The following is a 20,007-nucleotide window of genomic DNA, read 5'->3' as shown; positions in this document are numbered from 1 at the left end:
GCAGATTACTATGAATTACCAACTGGTCCCCATGGACCGGAGCCATCTGGAGGGCATCGCGGCGCTGGAGCGGACCTGTTTTTCCCACCCCTGGAGCGTGGATATGCTGGCCGAGGAGCTCTACAACGAGACGGCCTCCTTCCTGGTGGCCGAGGGGGAGGACGGCAGCGTCCTGGGCTACGCGGGGCTCCATGTGGTGCTGGACGAGGGCTATATCGACAACGTGGCGGTGGACCCGGCCTACCGGCGGCAGGGGATCGCCGACGCCCTCATCGACACCTTTGTCCGGTTCGGCGCGGCCAAGCTGGCCTTCCTCACCCTGGAGGTGCGGGCGGGCAATGCCCCTGCCATCGCCCTCTATGAGAAGCACGGCTTCTACGAGGTGGGCCGCCGGAAGGACTATTACGACGACCCGAAGGAGGACGCCATCCTCATGACCCGGGAGTGGGACCGGGCATGATGGAGCTGGATATGCGCGTCCTCTCCCGGCAGCAGATGCGGCGCATCTACCGCTGGGAGATGCAGGAGGCCTTTCCCCGGGGGGAATTGAAGCCCCTGTGGACCATCCTGCGCCTGATGGAGCGGGGCGAGTACGACGCCCTGGGCTTCTACCGGGGGGAGGAGCTGGTGGGATATGCCCTCCTGCGCCTGGGGGAGCGCTTTGTGCTCCTGGACTATCTGGCCGCCTGCCAGGGAAAGCGGGGCGGGGGCGTGGGAAGCGCCATGCTGGGGCAGCTCCAGCGGCGCTACGCCGCCACGGGGGGCCTATTGGCCGAAGTGGAGGCCCTGGAGGAAGATCTCTCCCCGGAGGAGGGGGAGAAGCGCCGCCGCCGTCTGGCCTTCTATACCCGAAACGGCTTTTTTGACCTCCACTACCAGGCCGACATCTTCCGGGTGCGGTATGCCATGCTGGGCTGGTCGGCCTCCGGGTCCATGGACACCGGGGAGGCCATGGAGGCCCACCGGGCCCTCTACCGCCTGGGGACGCTGCTGCCCCTCTACCGGCGCTATGTACACATCCCCATCCAAGAGAAAGAAGGAACGAAACCATGATTATTCTGGCTGTGGAGTCCTCCTGTGACGAGACCGCCGTGGCCGTGGTGCGGGACGGGCGGACGGTGCTCTCCGACGCCATCGCCTCCCAGGCCGATATGCACGCCACCTACGGGGGCGTGGTCCCGGAGATCGCCTCCCGCAAGCATGTGGAGGCCATCGCCGCCCTGGCCGACCGGGCCCTGCGGGAGGCCGGGATCGGAAAGCAGGACATCGACGCGGTGGCGGTCACCTACGCCCCCGGCCTCATCGGCGCGGTGCTGGTGGGGGTGAACTTTGCCAAGTCGGTGGCCTACGCCCTGAAAAAGCCCCTCATCGGGGTACACCACGTGCGGGGCCACATTGCGGCCAACTACATCACCCATCCCGATCTGGAGCCCCCCTTTGTGTGCCTGTGCGTTTCCGGGGGCAACACCATGATCGTGGACGTGAAGAGCTATACCGAGATGGAGATCCTAGGTGCCACCCGGGACGACGCGGCGGGGGAGTGCTTTGACAAGGCGGCCCGGGTCCTGGGGATCGGCTACCCCGGCGGGGCCCCCATGGACAAGCTGGCCCAGGGGGGAGACGATACCCGCTACGACCTGCCCCGGGCCCATGTGGCGGGGGCCGAGCTGGACATGTCCTTCTCCGGGCTCAAGACGGCGGTGGTCAACCTGGTCCACAACGCCAACCAGAAGGGGGAGGCGCTGGATCTGCCCGGCCTGGCGGCCTCCTTCGGCGCGGCGGTGAGCGACACCCTGGTGCCCCGCACCATGGCGGCCGCCCGGAAGTGCGGCTACGGCAAGATCGCCATTGCCGGCGGCGTGGCGGCCAACTCCCGGCTGCGGGCCGACCTGGAGCGGGCCTGCGCCAAGAGCGGGGACAAGCTCTATCTCCCGGCCCTCTCCCTGTGCGGGGACAACGGGGCCATGATCGGCTGCCAGGGCTACTATGAGTATCTGGCCGGAAAGCGGGACGGGATGGACCTGAACGCCTACGCCACCCGGGATATCAGTAAAGGCTAAAGCGCGCTGCGCTTCTCAAACATGCAAGCATGTTTGAGAGAGGGGTGCAGTCCACGCGCGCACTCGCTGCCGCTCGCACACTTGCGGCCTGAGCAGTGTTTTTTCCGAGGCACATGTCCTCGGAAAAAACGATTTGATTTCATTCCGCCGTCTGCGGACGGCGGAACTCTGCGAGGCATCCCACGCCCAAAACAGGCGCATATCGTTGGATACATAGAAAAAGAGGGCCGGTTCCCATGGCGGGAGCCGGTCCTCTCTATGCAAAGGGGCGGGGTCATTGGACGGCATTTTTGATGCCGTCGCCCACATCCCGGGCGGCGTTGCCCACGCCGTCGGCCGCGCCCCGGACCACATCGCCCGCGCCGTCCAGCACACCCTTGGCCGCGTCCCCGGCGCCGTCGATGGCGTCCTGGACCGGGTGGTCGGAGTTGGTGGGCGCCATGGTGGGCGTAGGCGTGGGGGAGGACATGGGCTCCGTGCCGGAACAGCCCGCCAGCCCCATACCGATCACAAGGGTAAGCGCAAGGATACAGAAAATCCGTTTCATGGGATAGCCTCCTCAATGGTTTCAAATACTTGAGATGTGCATCTGACGCTAGTCTGCGCAAAACCGGGGACATTCATACCGGAAGTTTTTCAAAATTAGGGCTTGCCAAACGGCGCCACATCTGCTATATTAATAACAGTAATAATTACTGATTTAAAGAAAGGAGACGGTCGATGAAAGGAAAACGCTATTCCAGACAACGTGAACTGATCTATGAGGCCCTGATGGGGACCACCGAGCATCCCACCGCCGAGATGATCTATCAGTGGCTGAAACCGGAAAATCCAAACCTGAGCCTGGGGACCGTCTACCGGAATCTGAATCTGATGGCAGATGAGGGAAGGATCACCCGCATGGCCTTCCCCGTGGAGCGATATGACGCAAATACCAAGTCCCATCCCCATTTTCAGTGCGACCGGTGCGGAGGGGTCTATGACATGGACCTGCCCTACCGGGCGGATCTGGACGAGGAGGCCCTGGCCCACAGTGAGCACCAGGTCACAAGACATGAGCTGCTCTTCCACGGGATCTGCGCCCAGTGCAAGACCCTCCACTGAGTCCCCGTATCCCTTGTAGTTTGCCCGTTAAAATGTTACGATTGGAGAAGCTGAGAGAAAAGATTTGACCATTATCCCTTGTAGTTTGCCCGTTAAAATGTTACAATTGGAGAAGCTGAGAGAAAAGATTTGACCATTTTATTAAGGAGGATTTTATCATGGAAATGAAGTTGTACCGCTGCGCCCACTGCGGCAACATCGTGTTCAAGGTCGTCGACAAGGGCGTGCCCGTGGTCTGCTGCGGCGAGCCCATGCAGGAGCTGGTCCCCAACACCACCGACGGCGCTCTGGAGAAGCACGTCCCCGTGGTGGAGAAGACCGCCCACGGCAGCGGCTATTCCGTCACCGTGAAGGTGGGCTCCGTGACCCATCCCATGCTGCCGGAGCACTATATCAATCTGATCGCGGCCGTGTCCGGCGACACCGTGACCTTCCGCTTCCCCCAGCCCGGGGACGAGCCCGAGCTCAAGACCTTCACCCGGAACGAGAAGGTGGAGGCCTATGAGTACTGCAACCTGCACGGCTTCTGGAAGGGCGAAGGCTAACGCCCAGCGGGCCGAACCCGTTCGGCCCGCTTCTCAAAAATGCAAGCTTTGACCGCCTGTGATCGGATCTAAATTTTGAATCAAAGAATAGAAAGGAAGGACAGAACTATGGAACTGAAGGGTAGCAAGACCGAGGCCAATCTGTGGAAGGCGTTTGCCGGAGAGAGCATGGCCCGCAACAAGTATACCTACTTTGCCAGCAAGGCCAAGAAAGAGGGCTTTGAGCAGATCGCAGCCATCTTTGAAGAGACCGCCGGCAATGAGAAGGAGCATGCCAAGCTCTGGTTCAAGGAGCTGGGCGAGCTGGGCGATACGGCCGCTAACCTGAAGTCCGCCGCCGCCGGCGAGAACGAGGAATGGACCCAGATGTACCGTGAGATGGCCGAGACCGCCAAGGAAGAGGGTTTTGAGCGTCTGGCCTTCCTGTTCGAGGGCGTGGGCAAGATCGAGAAGGAGCACGAGGAGCGCTACCTGGCTCTCCTGAAGAACCTGGAAGAGGGCGCCGTGTTCCAGAAGGGCGACGTCTACGTCTGGAAGTGCCGCAACTGCGGCCACCTGCACGTGAGCAAGGAGGCCCCCGAGGTCTGCCCCGTGTGCGCCCATCCCCGCGCCTATTTCGAGCTCCAGTGCAAGAATTACTAATCGGTTGAATCAGCAAAAAGCCTCCCGAACCATGTTCGGGAGGCTTTTTTATGTCAGTGGGTGGATGCGGGTGCAAAGCCGCTCCAGCAGGAGGGTGTTGTGGCTGACGATGACCAGCCCCAGCTCTCTCTGCCGGGCCTCTTCCAGGAGGAAATCCCAGATCTGGGCCTGGGTGATGAGATCCAGCATGGCGGTGATCTCGTCGCACAGGAGGTAGCGCACCCCTTCCCGCAGGGCCCGGGCGATGCAGAAGCGCTGAAGCTCCCCGCCGGAGAGCTCCAGGGGATAGCGCTCCAGCCAGGCGGGCTGGATGTGCAGGGCATCCAGCAGGCGGTCCTCCACCGGTCCCGCCTCATAGAGGGTCTCGCCCAGGCGGAGGAGGGGATCCACCGCCGTCTCCGGGTGCTGCCAGATCATCTGCACCGGGCAGAAGCCCTTGTAGGAGGAGAGGGGGCGGCCGTCCAGCAGGACCTCCCCCCGGTCGGGTCGCTCATAGCCGGAGAGGAGCTTGCACAGGGTGGTCTTGCCCCGGCCGCTGGGGGCGGAGAGCCCCACCCGTTCGCCGGGCTCCACCGTGAGGAAGACCCCCTCCAGCACGCTCCCCCGGCTCCGGCGGGGATAGCGGAAGGTGAGATCTTTGGCTTCCAGACTCATTCCATCACCTCCCCGGGGAAATCACAGCGGACCATGCCGCCCCGGAAGGAGCGGTAGGCCGGATGGGTCTCCTGACAGTCCCCCCGGCAGCGGGGACAGCGGGGGGCGAAGCGGCACCCGGTTGGTATCTCGCCGGGGGCGGGCTGGCTGCCCGGGATGGGCCGGAAGCCGTTCTGGGGGAGGGCCGCCCAGAGCGCCCGGGTATAGGGGTGGCGCAGGCCCCCCGGCGTGGTGAAGTCTGCGGCGGCGGCCTCCTCCACCGTCTCGCCGGCGTAGAGGACGGCCACCCGGTCGGCGATGGTGAGGGCCAGCTCCAGATCGTGGGTGATGAGGAGGACCCCGGCCCCGCCGTCGGCCAGCTCCCGAAAGTGGCCCAGGATGCGCCCGGCGGCCCGGGCGTCCAGGCCGGGGGTGGGCTCGTCGGCGATGACCAGGCGGGGGGACTCCATCACGGCGGTGGAGATGAGCACCCGCCGGGCCATGCCGCCCGAGAGCTCAAAGGGATAGCGCTCCTCCGTGTCGGGGGGGAGGCCGTAGCGGGCGAGGACGGCCCGGCAGGCTTCCCGGACGCGCCCCTCCCGCCGCCCCTTGCAGATCTGGGGCCCCACCTTCATCAGGGGGTCCAGATAGGTCACGCCCTGGGGGACCAGCACGATCTCCGTCCCCCGCAGGGCGGCGGTCCGGGCGGGGGTGAGGGGCTCCCCCCGGTAGCGGATGACCCCCTCCCGGGCGCTGTTGGCGGGGAGGATGTCCAGAAGGGCGTGGGCCAGCAGGCTCTTGCCCGAGCCGCTGGAGCCCACCACCGCCACCACCTGCCCCGGGGCGATGGACAGGGACAGGTCGTGGATCACCGGGAGGGTGCGCTGGTGGGCGCCCCGGTCGTATTGCCGGAAGGAGATGGAGAGTCCTTCCACGTCCAGAATCGGTTCCATGGCGGAACCTCCTTTCCTCATTGATGGGCGCTGGCGGGGTGGAGCAGGCGGCGCACACCCTCCCCCAGCGCGGCGAAGAGCAGCACCACCAGCACCAGGGACAGCCCCGGGAAGAGGGCCAGCCACCATTTCCCGGTGGTGAGGTAGCGCATGCTCTCGGACAGGATCACCCCGATGGCGGGCTGCTCCGGCGAGAGGCCGAACCCCAGGAAGGTCACGCTGGCCTCGTGGAGGATGGCGTGGGGGAACTGGAGGATGAGCCCGGTGAGGAACTGGGGCAGCAGGTGGGGGAGCATGTGCCGCCGGATGATCCGGCCCCGGGGCACGCCCAGGCGCTCGGCGGCGCGGACATAGGTGGTCTGGCGCAGCTGGAGGACCTCCCCCCGGATGACCCGGGCCAGGGAGGGCCAGTGGCTCAGGGAGACACCGGCCACCACCCCCACAAAGCCCCGGCCGAAGGCCAGGGAGATGAGCATGACCAGCAGGATATGGGGGATGCCCAGAAAGAGGTCGATGCACCAGGAGATCACGGCGTCGGCCCGGCGGCCCAGGGCGGCGGTCACCCCCAGAAGGACCGAGAGGAGGGCGCTCACCACCGCGGTGAGAAGGCCGATGCGGATGCTCAGGGAGAGGCCGGTGAGGGTGCGGGCCAGCATGTCCCGGCCCATCCAGTCGGTGCCGAACCAGTGGCCGGGACCGGGAGCGAGCTGTTTGTTTGCAAAGTCGGTCTCCATGGCCAGGGGCTGGAACAAGAGTCCGGCCACGGTGACGGCGCACAGGAGAAGGGCGGCGCAGCCCAGCAGGGCCAGGGTGCGCTTGCGCTGATTCCAACGGCTCATGAGTGACGGGCCACCCCCCTTCGGATGCGGGGGTCCACCGCGCCGTAGAGGAGGTCTGCGCTCAGACTCCCCAGAAAGACGATGGCGGCGGTGACCACGGTGATGCCCAGCAGGAGGGGCAGATCGCTCCCCAGGCCCGCCGTGACGGCGGCCTGTCCCAGACCGGGGTAGGAGAAGACCTGCTCCACCAGCACCGAACCCCCGATGATCTCACTGATGGAGGTGAACTGGAGGGTGATGGCGGGCAGCAGGATGTTGCGCAGGCCGTGGCGCAGCAGGATGGCCCGTCCCGACTCCCCCCGGGCCCGGGCGAAGAGGACATAGTCGGAATCCAGCACGTCCACCACCTTCTCCCGGGTGTGCAGGGCGATGTTGGCCACCCCCGTGATGCTCAGGGTCACGGCGGGGAGGATGGCGTGGGAGAGCAGGTCCTGCCAGGTGACCTGGGAGGCCTCCATCCCGATGGGGACGGCCAGCCCGATGGGGAGCCAGCCCAGCCACACCGAAAAGATCATCAGCAGCAGCAGGGCCAGCCAGAAGGCGGGTGTGCTGGAGATGACCAGGCAGTACCCCCGGATGAGCCGGTCGGGGAGCCTTCCCCGGGTGGCCCCGGCCAGCAGGCCCAGGGTCACCCCCAGGACGCCGGACAGGACCCAGGCCGTGACCATCAGGCCCAGGGAGCTCGCAAGGCGCTGCCCGATGACCTCCATGACGGGCTGGCGGTAGAGCAGGGAGGTGCCGAAGTCCAGCCGGAGGGCGTCGGACAGCCAGCCCAGATAGCGCTGGGGGAGGGGCTCGTTGACCCCCCAGTACTCCTCGAGGCGCTGGATCTGCTCCTCACTCATGGAGCCCAGGGCGGCCTGGCCCATGTTGGTCTGGAGGGGGTCCAGAGGGGAGAGGGACATGAGCAGAAAGGCCACCAGACTCACGCCCAGCAGGAGCAGCGCCATGCGCAGGAGTTTTTTGCCCGCAAATTGCAGACGGTGTTTCACACAAAGGCCTCCTCTTGCAGCGGCAGAACGCCGGGGATCAGGACCAGCTCCACTGGTCCACGTTGTTCACGATGGACCAGCCGTGGCCGTGGGGGTGGATCTTCTGCTCGGCCACCTGGAGCCCCTCCCGGACCCAGTAGAGGTGATCCACGTTGACCAGCCACACCCAGGGGGTGTCGCCCTCCTGGGTGACGCCGGTGGAGCCGTCCCACTGGGCCTTCTGCCAGAGCTCGTAGGAGGTCTCCAGGTCGGTGCACTGGAGGGCCTGGTCCATGTAGGAGTCCACGGCGGCGTTGGCGTAGGGGGAGTACCCGGCAAGGCCGGTGTCCGCCGACGTGTGGTAGATGTTGTAGAGCTCCATGGGGGTGTGGGCGCCCCAGCCCCAGATGAGGGGCTCGGACTGGGCCCGGTCATAGGCGGTGTCCCAGCCCACCCCCTCGATGGAGGTGGAGATGCCCAGCTCCTGGAGCTGCTGGGCGAAGTCGGCGCACAGGGCCTGGCGGACCGAGTCGCTGCTGGGATAGAGCAGATGGAGCTCGGCCTTCACGCCATCCCGCTCCCGGATGCCGTCGCTGCCCAGGGTCCAGCCGGCCTCGTCCAGCAGCGCGGCGGCCGCCTCGGGGTCGTACTCCACCTGGGAGGCGGGGTTGTACCAGGGGAGCTGGTCACACACGCTGTACGCCGGGGTGCCGTAGCCGTTGAGGACGTTCTCGATCATCTCCTCCCGGTCGATGCCGATGTTGATGGCCCGCCGGACGAGGACGTCAGAGGTGAAGTCGTTGCCGATGGCCTGGCCCTGGGCGTCGGTCCCGGCGGGGACGGCGGGGAGGTTGAAGCCCCGGTTGTCCACGGTGCGGTAGGCCGTGAGGGAATACCCCGCCACACTCTGGTCGGAGTAGGTGGCCGAGGTGTAGGCCAGGTCCACCTGTCCGGCCTGGACGGCCAGGAAGGCGGCGTCCTCCTCCAGGAAGAGGATGGTGAAGCGGCGGATGGTGGGGGCCTCGCCGTAGTAGTCGGGGTTGGCCTCCAGGATGATCTGCTGGCCCTTGTCCCACTGCTTGAGGACGTAGCGGCCCGAGCCGATGGGATTCTGGCCGTAGGTGGCGCTGTCATAGGCGTGCTCCGGCACGATGCCCACCACCGCCATGGTGTAGGGCCAGATGGAGAAGGGGGTGTTCATGTGGAAGGCCACGGTGGTCTCGTCCACCGCCTCGGCCCGGTCCAGCATGGTGAAGTCGTTGACCGAGCTGGACTCCTTCACGGTGTTGTAGGTGAAGGCCACGTCCTCGGCGGTGAGGGCCTCCCCGTCGGTGAAGCGGGCGTCGTCCCGGATGGTGACCGTCCAGGTGAGGCCGTCGTCGCTGACCGAGTAGCCGGTGGCCAGGTCGTAGCCGATGGTGAGGTCGGGCTTGGTGACGGTGAGGGTGCTCTGGATGAGGGGTTCATGGACGTGCTCCCCGGCGCCCCAGCCGAAGGCGGGGTCGAAGCCGGCGGCCGGCTCGGAGTTGGTGTCCATGGCGATGACCACCGAGTCCTTCCCGGCGGACGAGGCGGGCGTGGGGGAGGGGGAAGCCGTCCCCTGACAGCCCGTGAGGATGCCCGCCCCCAGGGCGGCGGTGAGGAGCAGGGAGAGAAGGGATTTCTTGGACATAAGGACCTCCTGGATCAGACGTGGCGGAGGATGTCCCGGGCCATCTCCTCCAGGGAGACCCCGCGGCTGCGGGCCAGGGCGGCCACATCCTCATATTCGGGCTTGACGTGGGTCACGCCGTATCCCTGGGCGGTCTTGACCCGGACCGCGCCCCAGGGGGTCTCCGCCTCCCGGACCGAGGGGGTGAGGAAGTACTTCCCGCACCGGCGGGCCCGCAGGCCGTTGGTGGTGGTGAGGGAGAGGATGTGCCGGGCCAGGTCGCCCTCCTGCTCGGGGGCGCACAGGACGGTGAGCACCTGGCCGCTGCGGCCCTTCTTCATGGTCCCGGGCAGGGTGTACACGTCCAGGGCGCCCAGCTCCAGCAGGCGGGCGCAGGCGAAGGAGAGGGACTCGGCGGTCATGTCGTCGATGTTGCACACCAGCTCCACGATCTCGCCGTTGGCCTCCTCGGCGCTCTCGCCCCAGAAGGCCCGGACGCAGTTGGCCTGCTCAAAGACCTTGGTGCCGATGCCGTAGCCCACCTTCTGGGTGCACATCACGGGCATGGGGCCGAAGGAGTCGGCAAAATGGGCCAGAAGGGCGGCCCCGGTGGGGGTGCACAGCTCGCCCTGGACCGCCCCGCCGTAGGTGGGGACCCCGGCGAGAAGGGCGGCGGTGGCGGGCGCGGGGACGGGCATGATGCCGTGGGCGCAGCGGACGGTACCGCTGCCCACGTGGATGGGGGAGACCACGATGCGCTCGGGCCGGAGCAGGTGGAGGGCATAGCACACGCCCGTCACATCGGCCACGGCGTCCAGCGCGCCCACCTCGTGGTAGTGGACGTCGCCCACCGGGCAGCCGTGGGCCTGGGCCTCGGCCCGGGCGATGGCGTCATAGACCCCGCGGGCGTGGTCCTTCACCTCCTGGGGGAGGGGCAGATGGTCGATGAGATGGGCGATGGCGCCGGGGGTGGCGTGGTGGTGATCGTGGCCGTGGTCATGGTCATGGTGATGGCCGTGCTCGTGGTCGTGGTCATGGTGATGGTCATGCTCATGCTCATGGTCGTGGTGATGATCGTGCTCATGGTCATGGTCGTGGTCATGATGATGCTCATGACCGTGCTCGTGGTCGTGGTCATGATGATGCTCATGGTCATGCTCGTGCTCATGGTCGTGGTGATGGTCGTGACCATCGGTCCCCTCCTCGACGCCGTGGACGGTCACATGCATGTGGGTGCCCGCGATGCCCGAGGTGACGCCACGCTCGGCCTCCAGGTGCACGCCGGGGAGGGGCAGGTGGTTCATGGTGTCCAGGAAGGCCTCTTTGTCCTCCAGGAGCTCATAGAGGGCGGAGAGCAGCATATCGCCGGCCGCGCCCATATTGCATTCCAGATACAGTGTTTTCATCTCAGGATTCCTCCAAACCTTCCATTTGATTGATCATACTGGCCAGATACCCGGCCCCGAAGCCGTTGTCGATGTTGACCACGCTGGTGCCCGACGCGCAGGAGTTGAGCATGGAGAGCAGGGCGGAGAGTCCCCCGAAGCTGGCTCCATACCCCACGCTGGTGGGGACGGCGATGACGGGGCAGTCCACCAGACCGCCCACCACGGAGGCGAGGGCCCCCTCCATCCCGGCCACGGCCACCACGCAGCGGGCGCTCATGAGCACGTCCAGGCGGGAGAGCAGGCGGTGGAGGCCCGCCACCCCCACGTCGTAGAGCCGGGTGACCTGGTTGCCCATGGCCTCGGCGGTGAGGGCGGCCTCCTCGGCCACCGGCATGTCGCTGGTGCCGCCGGTGGCCACCACGATGTTGCCCAGAGAGGTCCGGGGACCGGGGAAGGCGATGCCCAGCCGGGGAGAGGGGTGGTACTCCAGGGGGAGGGCGTCGGCCACCTGCCGGGCGGCGTCGGCCTCCATGCGGGTGATGAGGATGTTGCGGCAGCCCCGCTCCCCCATGGCGGAGGCGATGCCGATGATCTGCTCCGGCGTCTTGCCGGCGCCGTAGAGGACCTCGGCCGCCCCCTGGCGGATGTTGCGGTGGAAGTCCACCTTGGCATACCCCAGGTCCTCAAAGGGGGACTGTTTGAATTCCAGCAGGGCCTGCTCCGGGGAGGTGTCCCCGGAGGCTACCGAGCGCAGGAGCTGTAAGATCTCATGCTTGTTGTCCATAAAAACTCCTTTCTCAGCGGGAGGGGGTGCGTGCGTCCAGATCCAGCAGCACCGCGGAGAAGTGGGGGGCGAGCTGCTTCAGGATCTCCTCCCGGCGCTTGAGAAGGCCCTCCATCTGGTCGGCCGGGATCTGAATGCGAGCGCCTCCGCCGGCGAGACGTACCCGGAAGTCGGAGAAGCCCAGGGCGAAGAGGGCGTCCTCCGCCCGCTCCACCCGCTCCAGATCGGCGGCGGTGATGGGGGTGCCGGTGGGAATGCGGGTGGCCAGACAGGCATAGGCGGGCTTGTCCCAGGTGAAGAGCCCGGCCTCCCGGGAGCGGGCACGGACCTCTTCCTTGGTCAGGCCGCACTCCCGCAGGGGGGAGCGGACCTCCAGCTCCCGCAGGGCCCGCATGCCGGGCCGGTCCCCGGCGTCGTCCGAGGCGTTGGTGCCGTCCAGGAGCAGGGTGTGGCCGTCGGCGCGGGCCCGCTGCCAGAGCAGGGAGAAGAGGGAGCGCTTGCAGTGGTAGCAGCGGTCGGGGCCGTTGGCCGCGGCCTCGGGGACGGCGAGGACGTCGGTCTCGATGACCGTCATGGGCACGCCCAGCTCCTGGGCCAGCCGGCGGGCGTCCTCCCGCTCAAAGGCGGGCTGGAAGGCGGTGCTCACATAGTAGGCGTGCACGTCGCAGCCGTAGGCCCGGGCGGCCCAGAGCAGAAAGGCGGAGTCCACGCCGCCCGAGAAGGCGACGGCGGCTCTGGGGTGGTCGTGGAAGAATTGTTCCAGTGTCATAGAGTCTCCTTTCACAGAAAAAGAAGGTATCTGTCCTCCTTCCGGGGGACAGATACCTTCCTGGTATCGACAATCGTAGAATACGCGGGGACGGAGGTCCGGGAGGGCTGCGGCGGCTTCTGCCGATCTGCCCGGCTTCCTGCCGGGGCGCGCAGCTTCGTTCTGCGGACTTCTATTTAGTATACCGAAAAAATTGCGTTTTGGCAAGAGCCATCGTGGGACGGCAGGGGAAATTCTTAACAATTCATTTACAGACGGAGTCGTCTGTTTGTGCTATACTGAGAAAAACAGACGGAATCGTCTATAATTGAAAAAGGAGAAGACTGCTATGGACCTCTTGTTTTCTGTGCTGCGGCTGCTGGTCTCCATCTTCCTGGCGTTTGCCGCGGGCAAGCTGATCTCGAAACTGAAATTGCCGGCCATTCTGGGCTGGCTGATCGCCGGCATGGTGATCGGGCCCCACGGGCTGGACCTGCTGAACGAGGCCGTCCTGGAGTCCGGGTGGTTCGATGTGACCGAGCGCATACTGGAGAGCGTGTTCGGCCTGATGATCGGCACCGAGCTGATCTGGAGGCAGATGAAAAAGGCCGGGCCCAGGATCCTGGTCACCACCATCACCGAGTCCCTGGGGACCTTTGTGGTGGTGAGTCTGGTCTTTGGTGTGCTCTTTGCCTGCACGGGGGTGCCGGTCTATCTGGCCTTCGTCTTCGGGGGGATCGCGCTGGCCACTGCGCCGGCCCCCTCGCTGTCGGTGGTGCGGGACCTGAAGACCGACGGAGCGGTGACCAAGACCCTGATCCCCATGGCCGCCCTGGACGATCTGGTGGGGGCGCTGGTGTTCTTTGTGGTCATGGGCCTGGTCTCGGCCCAGGTGTCCGCCGTGGGCATCCCTCTGCCGGCGGTGATGCTGCTGGTCTTCCTGCCGGTGGTGCTGGGGGGCGTGACCGGTGCGGCGGCCGGGCTTCTGATGCGCCGCGTCCGCAGCCGGGCGGGCGTGCTGGCGGTGATGGGGTCCATGCTGCTCCTCACGGCGGGGCTGGGCTTTTTCATCAACAGCCTGCTGCCCGTTCCGGTGCTGAACTTCATGCTCATCGGCATGGCCTACTCCACCGCCTTCTCCAATCTCATTGACACGGAGAAGCTATATGGTATGATGGAGGTAGTGAACCCGGCCATCGGCTTTGCCATGATCGTGGTCATTCTGAACCTGGGCGCGCCGCTGGACTACCACCTTATCTTTGGCGCGGGGATCTATACGGCGGTCTACATCCTGGCGCGGGCGGTGGGGAAGTACAGCGGCGCCTATCTGGGCGCGGCGGTCACCCATGCGCCGGCGACGGTGCGGCGCTATCTGGGCTTGACGCTGCTGCCCCACTCGGGCGTGTCGCTGGTGTTCACCGGCATCGCCGTGTCGGTGCTGCAGAACGCGGCGCCCGAGTCTGCGTCCATGCTCCAGGGGACCATCGCGGCCGCGGCGGTGATCAACGAGGTGATCGCCGTATTTGCGGCCAAGAAGGGCTTTGAATGGGCCGGGGAGCTGCACAAGGCAGAAGGAGGTCTGACCGCATGACACAAAAGGAGCGGCAGGAACACAGCAGACAGGAGATCTTGCGGGCGGCCCTGGAGGAGTTCGGGCGCCGGGACTATGATGCCGTCAATATGGAGCAGATCTGCAAAAACCACGGCATTTCCAAGGGCATGATGTACCACTACTACTCCTGCAAGGATGAGCTGTTCCTGCTGTGCGTCCGGGACACCTTTGAGCGGCTGACCGCCCATGTGGAGGCGGGGATGGCCCAGCTGGGGGAGGGGGATGCCCTGGGGAGCATCCAGCGCTTTTTCCTGCTGCGGGAGTCCTATTTCCAGGACCACCCGGAGCGCAAGCGGATCTTTGAAAACGTCATGCTCCGTCCCCCGGAGCACCTGCGGGAGGAGATCTGGACGCTGTGGGAGCCCCTGCGCCGGATGAACCGGGCCTTTCTGGAGCGGATGGTGCGCACTATGCCCCTCCGCCCGGGGCTGGAGCCCGAGCGTGTGATCCGGTATCTGGAGAGCACGGAGGCCTCCTTCCGCAGCCTGCTGCTCCACTATCAGGAGGAGCGCGAGGGCCAAGACCTCCACACCGTGCTGGGCGTGGGGGCGGAGATGCTGGACCTGATCCTCTTCGGCGTCCTGCGGCAGTCTGCCGATCAAGTATAGTTTTGTGACTTAGGGAAAAGAGCCTCTTTGAGACACATGCCGAACGTGCTCCTCATGCGAAACGCCCCCGGAAGCCATGGCTTCCGGGGGCGTGTGTTCTGTTGGGGGAGGAAATTACAGCATACCGTCCCGCAGGATGTTGTGGTCCCGCAGCAGCTTTTCCACCACGGTGCCCTGCACGGCCTTGAGCAGGGGCTTTTTCAGCAGGTTCAGGGGGCCGGGCAGCTCGATCTCCAGGGGAGAGCGGCCGTCCATCAGGCACACGGAGCTGTCCAGCAGGGCGCGCACATCGTAGACGCTGCCCCACACCTCGGGCACGCCGCGGTCCACGCCCAGCAGGCCGTAGACGGCCTCCATGGCGGTGCGCACGGAGTACTCGGTGGTGAACACGGTGTCCCGGGGGGTGTCGGCGAACTGGCCCAGGAAGGCGAAGTTCACGCAGCCGTCGGGGATCACGTCGGGGCGGTCCCCTTTGGTCCGAGGCATGAAGAAGGCGGTGATATAGGGCATCATGGTGGGCACGCACACCGCGCTCTCATCGGCCAGCCGGGGGATCTGGTCCACCGGCACGCCGATGTGGTAGAGCCACTCCTGGGTGATCTCCCGGCCGGTACACTCCCGCATAGGCTTTTTCACATAGTCGCCCGGCACGTCGGTGAACAGGCCGTAGACCCAGACGCAGACCTGCTCGGGGTCCTGCTCCTTGAACTGGCCCTGGCGGTTGATGGTCCAGCTGAGCAGCCACTTGGAGTCCCGGCAGCTGACGATGCCGCCGGTGACCACCTTTCCGGTCCGGGGGTCCCGCTTGCAGATGTTGGTGATATAGGGCAGGATCTTGTCATCCAGGGTGGTGATGGTGGCCGACTCCCAGTTGGTCTTGGAGATGTCCGAGCAGAACTTCTCCGGACGGCCGAAGCTGGGGTCCTGCCTGGCGATGTTTTTCCACAGGTTCCAGCAGCCGCTGGTGCGCATCTCGGCGTCCCCGTTGGGGGCGTGGTCCTGGTCGCCGTAGATGGTGCCCTCGGTGCAGGAGCCGTTGGTCACAAAGACCAGGTCGTTCTCGGTGAGGACGATGCCCTGCTCCACGCCGTTGACCTTGCACTCGATGGCGGTGGCCGTCTTTTTGCCGCCCTGGATGGTGAAGAGCACGTTGGTCACTTCCGTGCCGAAGCGGAAGTCCACCCCGGCCTCCTCCAGATAGCGCTGCATGGGGAGGATGAGGGACTCGTACTGGTTGTAGCGGGTGAATTTCAGGGCGCTGAAGTCGGGTAAGCCCGCGATGTGGTGGATGAAGCGCTGGAAGTAGAGCTTCATCTCCAGGGCGGAGTGCCAGTTCTCAAAGGCGAACATGGTGCGCCAGTACAGCCAGAAGGTGGAGTCAAAGACCTCCTCGTCAAAGACGTCCTCGATGGTCTTGTCGTAGAGGTCCTCGTCCGGGGTCATGAAGAGCTTGACGATCTCCATGCAGGCCTTCTGGCTCAGGTCGAACTTGCCGTCGGTGTGGGCGTCCTGGCCCCGGTTCACGGTGGCCCGGCACAGGGAGTAGTTGGGGTCATGCTTGTTGAGCCAGTAGAACTCATCCAGCACGGAGGCCCCGGGCTTCTCCAGCGAGGGGATGGAGCGGAACAGATCCCACAGGCACTCGAAATGGTTCTCCATCTCCCGGCCGCCCCGCATGATGTAGCCCCGTCCGGGATCGTAGATGCCGTCGCAGGCGCCGCCGGCCACGTCCATGGACTCCAGGATGTGGATGTGGGAACCGGGCATCTGTCCGTCCCGCACCAAGAAGCAGGCGGCGGCCAGGGAGGCCAGGCCGCTGCCCACCAGGTAGGCGTGCTTTTCCTCCACGCCGGCGGGCTTCTCGGGGCGGGCGAAGGCCTCGTAGTTTCCGTTGGAGTAGTAGATGCCCTTGCTGTTTTTCGCCTGCCGGCCCAGCTCGGTGTTCCGGTACTCTCCGCGCTCCCCAGCGGAGGCTCCCTCCGGGGTGGTGCGGCTCTGGGCCGCCTTCTTTGCCAGGACGACCGCCGCGCCCGCGCCCGCGAGACCGGCGGCTGCCGCAGTCCATTTTCCGATGTGTTTTGCCATAGATGATCCGCCTTTCATGGGGCTCCGCAGGGCGGAGCTCGTTTGGAATGTGTCTGTATCTTACCCGTTCCGGGCGGGAAACACCATGGACAAACGGGGCCGGATGATCGGTTTTTGATCATCCGGCCCCGTTTGTACAAAAATCACCGCTGTGCGGTAAAGTTTTCAATGGCGTTTGCGATGGTTCCGTGCATGGTGGCGCTGACCTTGCGCACGATGGTCTGGTAGTCCTCGCTCATGCCCTGGCGGATCCAGTCCAGCAGGATACCCACGAAGCTGTACTTGTAGAACTCGGCGATAAAGGCCTTGTCCTCCTCCGAGATGGGTTTGCCCTGGCTCTTTTCGTCCACCACGCCCCGGATCAGTCCGTAGGTCAGGTGGAAGAGGAAGCGCTCCATCTGGTCCCGGCTGATGCAGCGGAAGGCGTTGAGGACAAAGGGCTTGTTCTCCAGCACCGCCTCAAAGATCTGGGCAAGCCCCTCCTGCCAGGTGTCGTAGGTCTTTTTGCCCTGGAGGGCCCGGGACGCATCCTCCACGCACACCCACTCCACCAGGTCGTAGATGTCTTTAAAGTGGTAGTAAAAGGTCATGCGGCTGATGCCGCACGCCTCGGTGATGTCGCGGATGGTGATCTTGTCCAGAGGCTTTTTCAGCATCATCTGCTTGAGGGACGCCTCCAGCGCCTGTTTGGTAATGGTTGACATAGTAGAAATGCGCCTCCCCGCTGGGTCCGGTCGAAAAGAGAGGAAACCTCAGCCCTGCCGCCCCTCCAGCATGGCCTCCACCTCGGCGGGGGAACAGCGCAGGTCGGCCTCCCCCTCCCGGCGGTAGGTGCCGTGGTAGGGATCCCGGCCCACATAGACCGGGCGGAGGGCGTCCTCGGCCCAGGGCACCTCGATGACGATGATGTCCCCGTGGGGGGTGGACTCCACCCGGGCCCGCTCCTCCGACACCAGGTCGGCGCTGACGGTCTGGGGGTCCTGCACCCGGGTGAGGAATTCCTCCAGCATCTCCTGGGCGTCCAGCAGGCCCTGGATGCGCAGGGAGTGGTCGCTCCGCTCCTCCACCCCCAGCAGGATGACGCCCCCGTAGGAGTTGGCAAAGGCGGAGTAGGTCTCCCAGAGGCTCTCGGGCAGCCCACCGGTGGCCAGCTTGGCCTCCAGACGGGCGTTTTCCCGGTAGGTCTCGATCCGATCCAGAGAAAACATGGAAATCCCCTTCTTTCCAAACGGTGTGGTCTTACTCTGCACTCAGTATACAGGAGCGGAGGGGGGAGGACAAGGGTCAGGAAAATTTTTTAAAAACTTGAAAAAAGACCATTGACAAATGCTGCATGGGAAGCTATAATAAACAAGCGTTCTGAAGAGGACAGCACAACATGCGGATGTGCTGGAACTGGTAGACAGGCACGTTTGAGGTGCGTGTGTCCATGACGTACGGGTTCAAGTCCCGTCATCCGCACCACGTCGGAGCAAGCTTTCATCGCTTGCTCCGATTTTTTTATCATTCTGAAAACGTGACAAAGGAGGGCTTTGCCGTGCGGATCATCCTTTCCCCGGCCAAGCAGATGCGGGAAGAGGGGGACACCCTGGCCCCAGCCGGTCTGCCCCAGTATCTGGCCGAGGCCGGACAGCTGGCGGACTACCTGCGCGGCCTCTCCCTGGAGGAGCTGCGCGCGCTCATGGGCTGCAACGAGAAGATCGCGGCCCTCAACTGGGCGCGCTATCAGCAGATGGACCTGGAGCGGGCATCCACCCCGGCCCTGCTGGCCTATGACGGCATCCAATATCAGTATATGGCCCCCCGGGTCTTTGAAGGGGCCTACTATACCTATGTGCAGGAGCATCTGCGCATCCTGTCCGGGCTGTACGGCGTGCTGCGCCCTCTGGACGCGGTGACTCCCTACCGGCTGGAGATGGGGACCCGGCTCAAGACCCCCTTCTGCCGGGATCTGTATGACTTCTGGGGGGACAAGCTGGCCCGGGCCGCCCTGGAGGGGGAGCGGGTGCTGCTGGATCTCTCCTCCTGGGAGTATGGCAAGGGAGTGGTCCGCCACCTGCCCGAGGGCGTGCGGGTGGTCAAATGCGTCTTTGGCGAGCGGGTGGGGGAGAAGATCGTGGAAAAGAGCGTCCACGTGAAGATGGCCCGGGGCGAGATGGTCCGCTTCCTGGCCGAGCGGGGGGCCGAGTCCCCGGAAGAGGCCAAGGCGTTTGACCGGCTCTCCTACCATTACTCCCCCCAGGACTCCACGGAAAACCGGCTGGTTTTCCTGCGGGAGGAGTCCGGGCAGGAAAAGAAGAAAAAATAAGAAAAAAGTAGTTGACAAGCGAAAACCGGTGTGGTAATATATTACCTGCGCTGAGCGGTGCACAGCGCAGAGACGCACGAGTGGTGGAATTGGCAGACTCGCTAGATTCAGGTTCTAGTGTGCATTACGCACGTGCGGGTTCAAGTCCCGCCTCGTGCACCAAAAAGAAAGACATCTGCTTTTGGGCAGATGTCTTTCTTTTTGGGTTTCGCCGCCCCTGGGGCGGCTCCACCCTCCGGTGATGGAAATGCTCGGGCGAAATGAATTCGCCCTCCGCCAAGGTTTTGCCTGCGGCAAAACGCTTGTACGGCGCAAACGCGCCGCCGGCCGGAAGGCCGGAGCTCCTTCTTTTTCTTTCTCCCCGATACAAAGAGCAGGGTACCCGCAAAAGGTACCCTGCTTTTTTTGCGCGATTGGCGGTATTAGAGGAGAAATTCCACCTTGACCACCTTGCCCAGCACCTGGATGCGGGTGCGGTGCAGATCGTAGATCTGGGGCTGGTGGATGGGATTGGTGGACTGGGGCATGAGGGTGACCGTGCTGTCGGTGGCGTAGAAGCGCTTGACCGTGGCGTTTTCGTCCCCCACCAGGACCACCGCCACCTCGCCGTTTTCCACACTCTCCTGGCGGCGGACGATGATGAGGTAGCCGTCGTTGATCCCGATGGCGTTCATGCTGTCCCCGGACACCCGGAGGGCAAAGTACTCCGCGCCGCCGTTCAGGTCGGTGACGGTGTAGCCCTCGATGTTCTGCTCGGCATAGATGGGCATGCCGGCGGAGATCCGGCCCAGGATGGGGATGCGCTGGGTGGGGTGATAGGGGAGGGCCCCCTCGGGGAGGGAGGGGGTGTCCAGACCCAGCAGGTAGGCGGGGGTGGTGTGCAGGGCGGCGGCGAGCTTCTCGATGGTGGCCTGCTTGAGGTTGACGACCAGACCGCTCTCATATTTGTGGATGGCGGCCTTTTTGACCCCTACCTGGAGGCCCAGCTCCTCCTGGGAGAGGCCTGCGGCTTTGCGGAGGTCACGGATGCGCTGGCCCATGGTCATGGTGGATCATCCTTTCTCTGAAAGTATCTT

At 65.0% G+C, this 20,007-nt stretch carries 22 protein-coding genes and 2 tRNA genes; 11 read left to right on the top strand and 13 right to left on the bottom strand.

All coding sequences use genetic code 11. The features are described 5' to 3' along the window. The first annotated feature begins 10 nt into the window (after positions 1-10). The 3 genes from rimI to tsaD are packed head-to-tail and all read left to right on the top strand — an operon-like array spanning position 11 to position 2,060. Positions 11-460, top strand: a complete 450-nt coding sequence (rimI, locus tag INF37_RS11930) for a ribosomal protein S18-alanine N-acetyltransferase (protein ID WP_101692870.1) — start codon at positions 11-13, stop codon at positions 458-460. Further along, positions 457-1,053 carry a GNAT family N-acetyltransferase gene (locus INF37_RS11925; protein WP_193538497.1) on the top strand — a complete coding sequence of 199 codons (597 nt, stop codon included), beginning with the start codon at positions 457-459 and terminating at the stop codon, positions 1,051-1,053. The genes rimI and INF37_RS11925 overlap by 4 nt, the downstream gene beginning before the upstream one ends. Next, positions 1,050-2,060 (top strand): tRNA (adenosine(37)-N6)-threonylcarbamoyltransferase complex transferase subunit TsaD, encoded by a 1,011-nt coding sequence (tsaD, locus tag INF37_RS11920; protein ID WP_193538495.1) that lies wholly within the window; start codon positions 1,050-1,052, stop codon positions 2,058-2,060. Before INF37_RS11925 ends, tsaD begins: the two co-directional genes overlap by 4 nt. 274 nt (positions 2,061-2,334) lie before the next feature. On the opposite strand, the gene INF37_RS11915 is transcribed toward tsaD, so the two are convergent. Beyond that, a complete protein-coding gene (locus tag INF37_RS11915) occupies positions 2,335-2,607 on the bottom strand; it encodes a hypothetical protein (RefSeq protein ID WP_193538493.1) in 273 nt (90 codons plus the stop codon). Positions 2,608-2,780: 173 nt separating this feature from the next. Between INF37_RS11915 and INF37_RS11910 the strand changes: the two genes are divergently transcribed. The 3 genes from INF37_RS11910 to rbr all read left to right on the top strand — a co-directional run bounded on the left by INF37_RS11910 (position 2,781) and on the right by rbr (position 4,351). Next, on the top strand, positions 2,781-3,164 hold the full coding sequence (locus tag INF37_RS11910; protein WP_101692874.1) for a Fur family transcriptional regulator: 384 nt from the start codon (positions 2,781-2,783) through the stop codon (positions 3,162-3,164). A 158-nt stretch (positions 3,165-3,322) separates the two neighbouring features. Beyond that, on the top strand, positions 3,323-3,709 hold the full coding sequence (locus tag INF37_RS11905; RefSeq protein ID WP_101692875.1) for a desulfoferrodoxin family protein: 387 nt from the start codon (positions 3,323-3,325) through the stop codon (positions 3,707-3,709). A 108-nt stretch (positions 3,710-3,817) separates the two neighbouring features. Then, on the top strand, positions 3,818-4,351 hold the full coding sequence (gene rbr / locus INF37_RS11900; RefSeq protein WP_101692876.1) for a rubrerythrin: 534 nt from the start codon (positions 3,818-3,820) through the stop codon (positions 4,349-4,351). Positions 4,352-4,399: 48 nt separating this feature from the next. Here rbr and INF37_RS11895 read toward each other — a convergent pair whose 3' ends face one another. The 8 genes from INF37_RS11895 to larE all read right to left on the bottom strand — a co-directional run bounded on the left by INF37_RS11895 (position 4,400) and on the right by larE (position 12,339). Next, a complete protein-coding gene (locus INF37_RS11895; protein ID WP_193538491.1) occupies positions 4,400-5,005 on the bottom strand; it encodes an ABC transporter ATP-binding protein in 606 nt (201 codons plus the stop codon). Next, the gene (locus INF37_RS11890; protein WP_193538489.1) at positions 5,002-5,937 is read right to left on the bottom strand and encodes an ABC transporter ATP-binding protein; all 936 of its coding nucleotides are present in this window, start codon (positions 5,935-5,937) and stop codon (positions 5,002-5,004) included. Before INF37_RS11890 ends, INF37_RS11895 begins: the two co-directional genes overlap by 4 nt. A 17-nt stretch (positions 5,938-5,954) precedes the next feature. Next, complete coding sequence (locus tag INF37_RS11885) at positions 5,955-6,776, bottom strand: ABC transporter permease (protein ID WP_101692878.1); 822 nt, start codon at positions 6,774-6,776, stop codon at positions 5,955-5,957. Continuing rightward, positions 6,773-7,726, bottom strand: a complete 954-nt coding sequence (locus INF37_RS11880) for an ABC transporter permease (protein ID WP_193538519.1) — start codon at positions 7,724-7,726, stop codon at positions 6,773-6,775. Before INF37_RS11880 ends, INF37_RS11885 begins: the two co-directional genes overlap by 4 nt. Positions 7,727-7,805: 79 nt before the next feature. Next, a complete protein-coding gene (locus INF37_RS11875) occupies positions 7,806-9,419 on the bottom strand; it encodes an ABC transporter substrate-binding protein (RefSeq protein WP_193538487.1) in 1,614 nt (537 codons plus the stop codon). A 14-nt stretch (positions 9,420-9,433) separates the two neighbouring features. Next, positions 9,434-10,804 carry a nickel pincer cofactor biosynthesis protein LarC gene (larC, locus tag INF37_RS11870; RefSeq protein WP_193538485.1) on the bottom strand — a complete coding sequence of 457 codons (1,371 nt, stop codon included), beginning with the start codon at positions 10,802-10,804 and terminating at the stop codon, positions 9,434-9,436. 1 nt (position 10,805) lies between these two features. Continuing rightward, positions 10,806-11,570 (bottom strand): nickel pincer cofactor biosynthesis protein LarB, encoded by a 765-nt coding sequence (gene larB / locus INF37_RS11865; protein ID WP_101692881.1) that lies wholly within the window; start codon positions 11,568-11,570, stop codon positions 10,806-10,808. 13 nt (positions 11,571-11,583) lie between these two features. Next, positions 11,584-12,339, bottom strand: a complete 756-nt coding sequence (larE, locus tag INF37_RS11860) for an ATP-dependent sacrificial sulfur transferase LarE (RefSeq protein ID WP_193538483.1) — start codon at positions 12,337-12,339, stop codon at positions 11,584-11,586. Positions 12,340-12,667: 328 nt separating this feature from the next. On the opposite strand from larE, the gene INF37_RS11855 reads away from it, so the two are divergent. Both INF37_RS11855 and INF37_RS11850 read left to right on the top strand, forming a co-directional pair. Next, positions 12,668-13,909, top strand: a complete 1,242-nt coding sequence (locus INF37_RS11855; protein WP_193538481.1) for a cation:proton antiporter — start codon at positions 12,668-12,670, stop codon at positions 13,907-13,909. Then, positions 13,906-14,538 (top strand): TetR/AcrR family transcriptional regulator, encoded by a 633-nt coding sequence (locus INF37_RS11850; RefSeq protein WP_193538478.1) that lies wholly within the window; start codon positions 13,906-13,908, stop codon positions 14,536-14,538. Before INF37_RS11855 ends, INF37_RS11850 begins: the two co-directional genes overlap by 4 nt. Before the next feature lie 114 nt (positions 14,539-14,652). Here INF37_RS11850 and INF37_RS11845 read toward each other — a convergent pair whose 3' ends face one another. The 3 genes from INF37_RS11845 to INF37_RS11835 form a co-directional block, all read right to left on the bottom strand. Further along, positions 14,653-16,623 carry an oleate hydratase gene (locus INF37_RS11845; protein WP_193538476.1) on the bottom strand — a complete coding sequence of 657 codons (1,971 nt, stop codon included), beginning with the start codon at positions 16,621-16,623 and terminating at the stop codon, positions 14,653-14,655. Positions 16,624-16,766: 143 nt separating this feature from the next. Then, a complete protein-coding gene (locus INF37_RS11840) occupies positions 16,767-17,327 on the bottom strand; it encodes a TetR/AcrR family transcriptional regulator (protein ID WP_101692886.1) in 561 nt (186 codons plus the stop codon). Positions 17,328-17,375: 48 nt separating this feature from the next. Then, on the bottom strand, positions 17,376-17,831 hold the full coding sequence (locus tag INF37_RS11835; RefSeq protein WP_193538474.1) for an AlbA family DNA-binding domain-containing protein: 456 nt from the start codon (positions 17,829-17,831) through the stop codon (positions 17,376-17,378). 172 nt (positions 17,832-18,003) lie between these two features. Between INF37_RS11835 and INF37_RS11830 the strand changes: the two genes are divergently transcribed. The 3 genes from INF37_RS11830 (at position 18,004) to INF37_RS11820 (ending at position 19,093) form a co-directional block, all read left to right on the top strand. Further along, positions 18,004-18,087 (top strand) — tRNA-Leu (locus INF37_RS11830). 73 nt (positions 18,088-18,160) lie between these two features. After that, positions 18,161-18,931 carry a peroxide stress protein YaaA gene (gene yaaA / locus INF37_RS11825; protein ID WP_193538472.1) on the top strand — a complete coding sequence of 257 codons (771 nt, stop codon included), beginning with the start codon at positions 18,161-18,163 and terminating at the stop codon, positions 18,929-18,931. Between the two features lie 74 nt (positions 18,932-19,005). After that, positions 19,006-19,093: transfer RNA gene (locus INF37_RS11820), tRNA-Leu, on the top strand. Positions 19,094-19,353: 260 nt separating this feature from the next. Here the strand turns inward: INF37_RS11820 and INF37_RS11815 are convergent. Then, positions 19,354-19,977 carry a LexA family protein gene (locus INF37_RS11815; RefSeq protein ID WP_186963690.1) on the bottom strand — a complete coding sequence of 208 codons (624 nt, stop codon included), beginning with the start codon at positions 19,975-19,977 and terminating at the stop codon, positions 19,354-19,356. Positions 19,978-20,007: the final 30 nt, after the last annotated feature.

The sequence above is a fragment of the Pseudoflavonifractor gallinarum genome, assembly GCF_014982855.1.
GTDB lineage: Bacteria > Bacillota > Clostridia > Oscillospirales > Oscillospiraceae > Pseudoflavonifractor_A > Pseudoflavonifractor_A gallinarum.
This window is presented reverse-complemented; position numbering and strand designations above follow the sequence as displayed.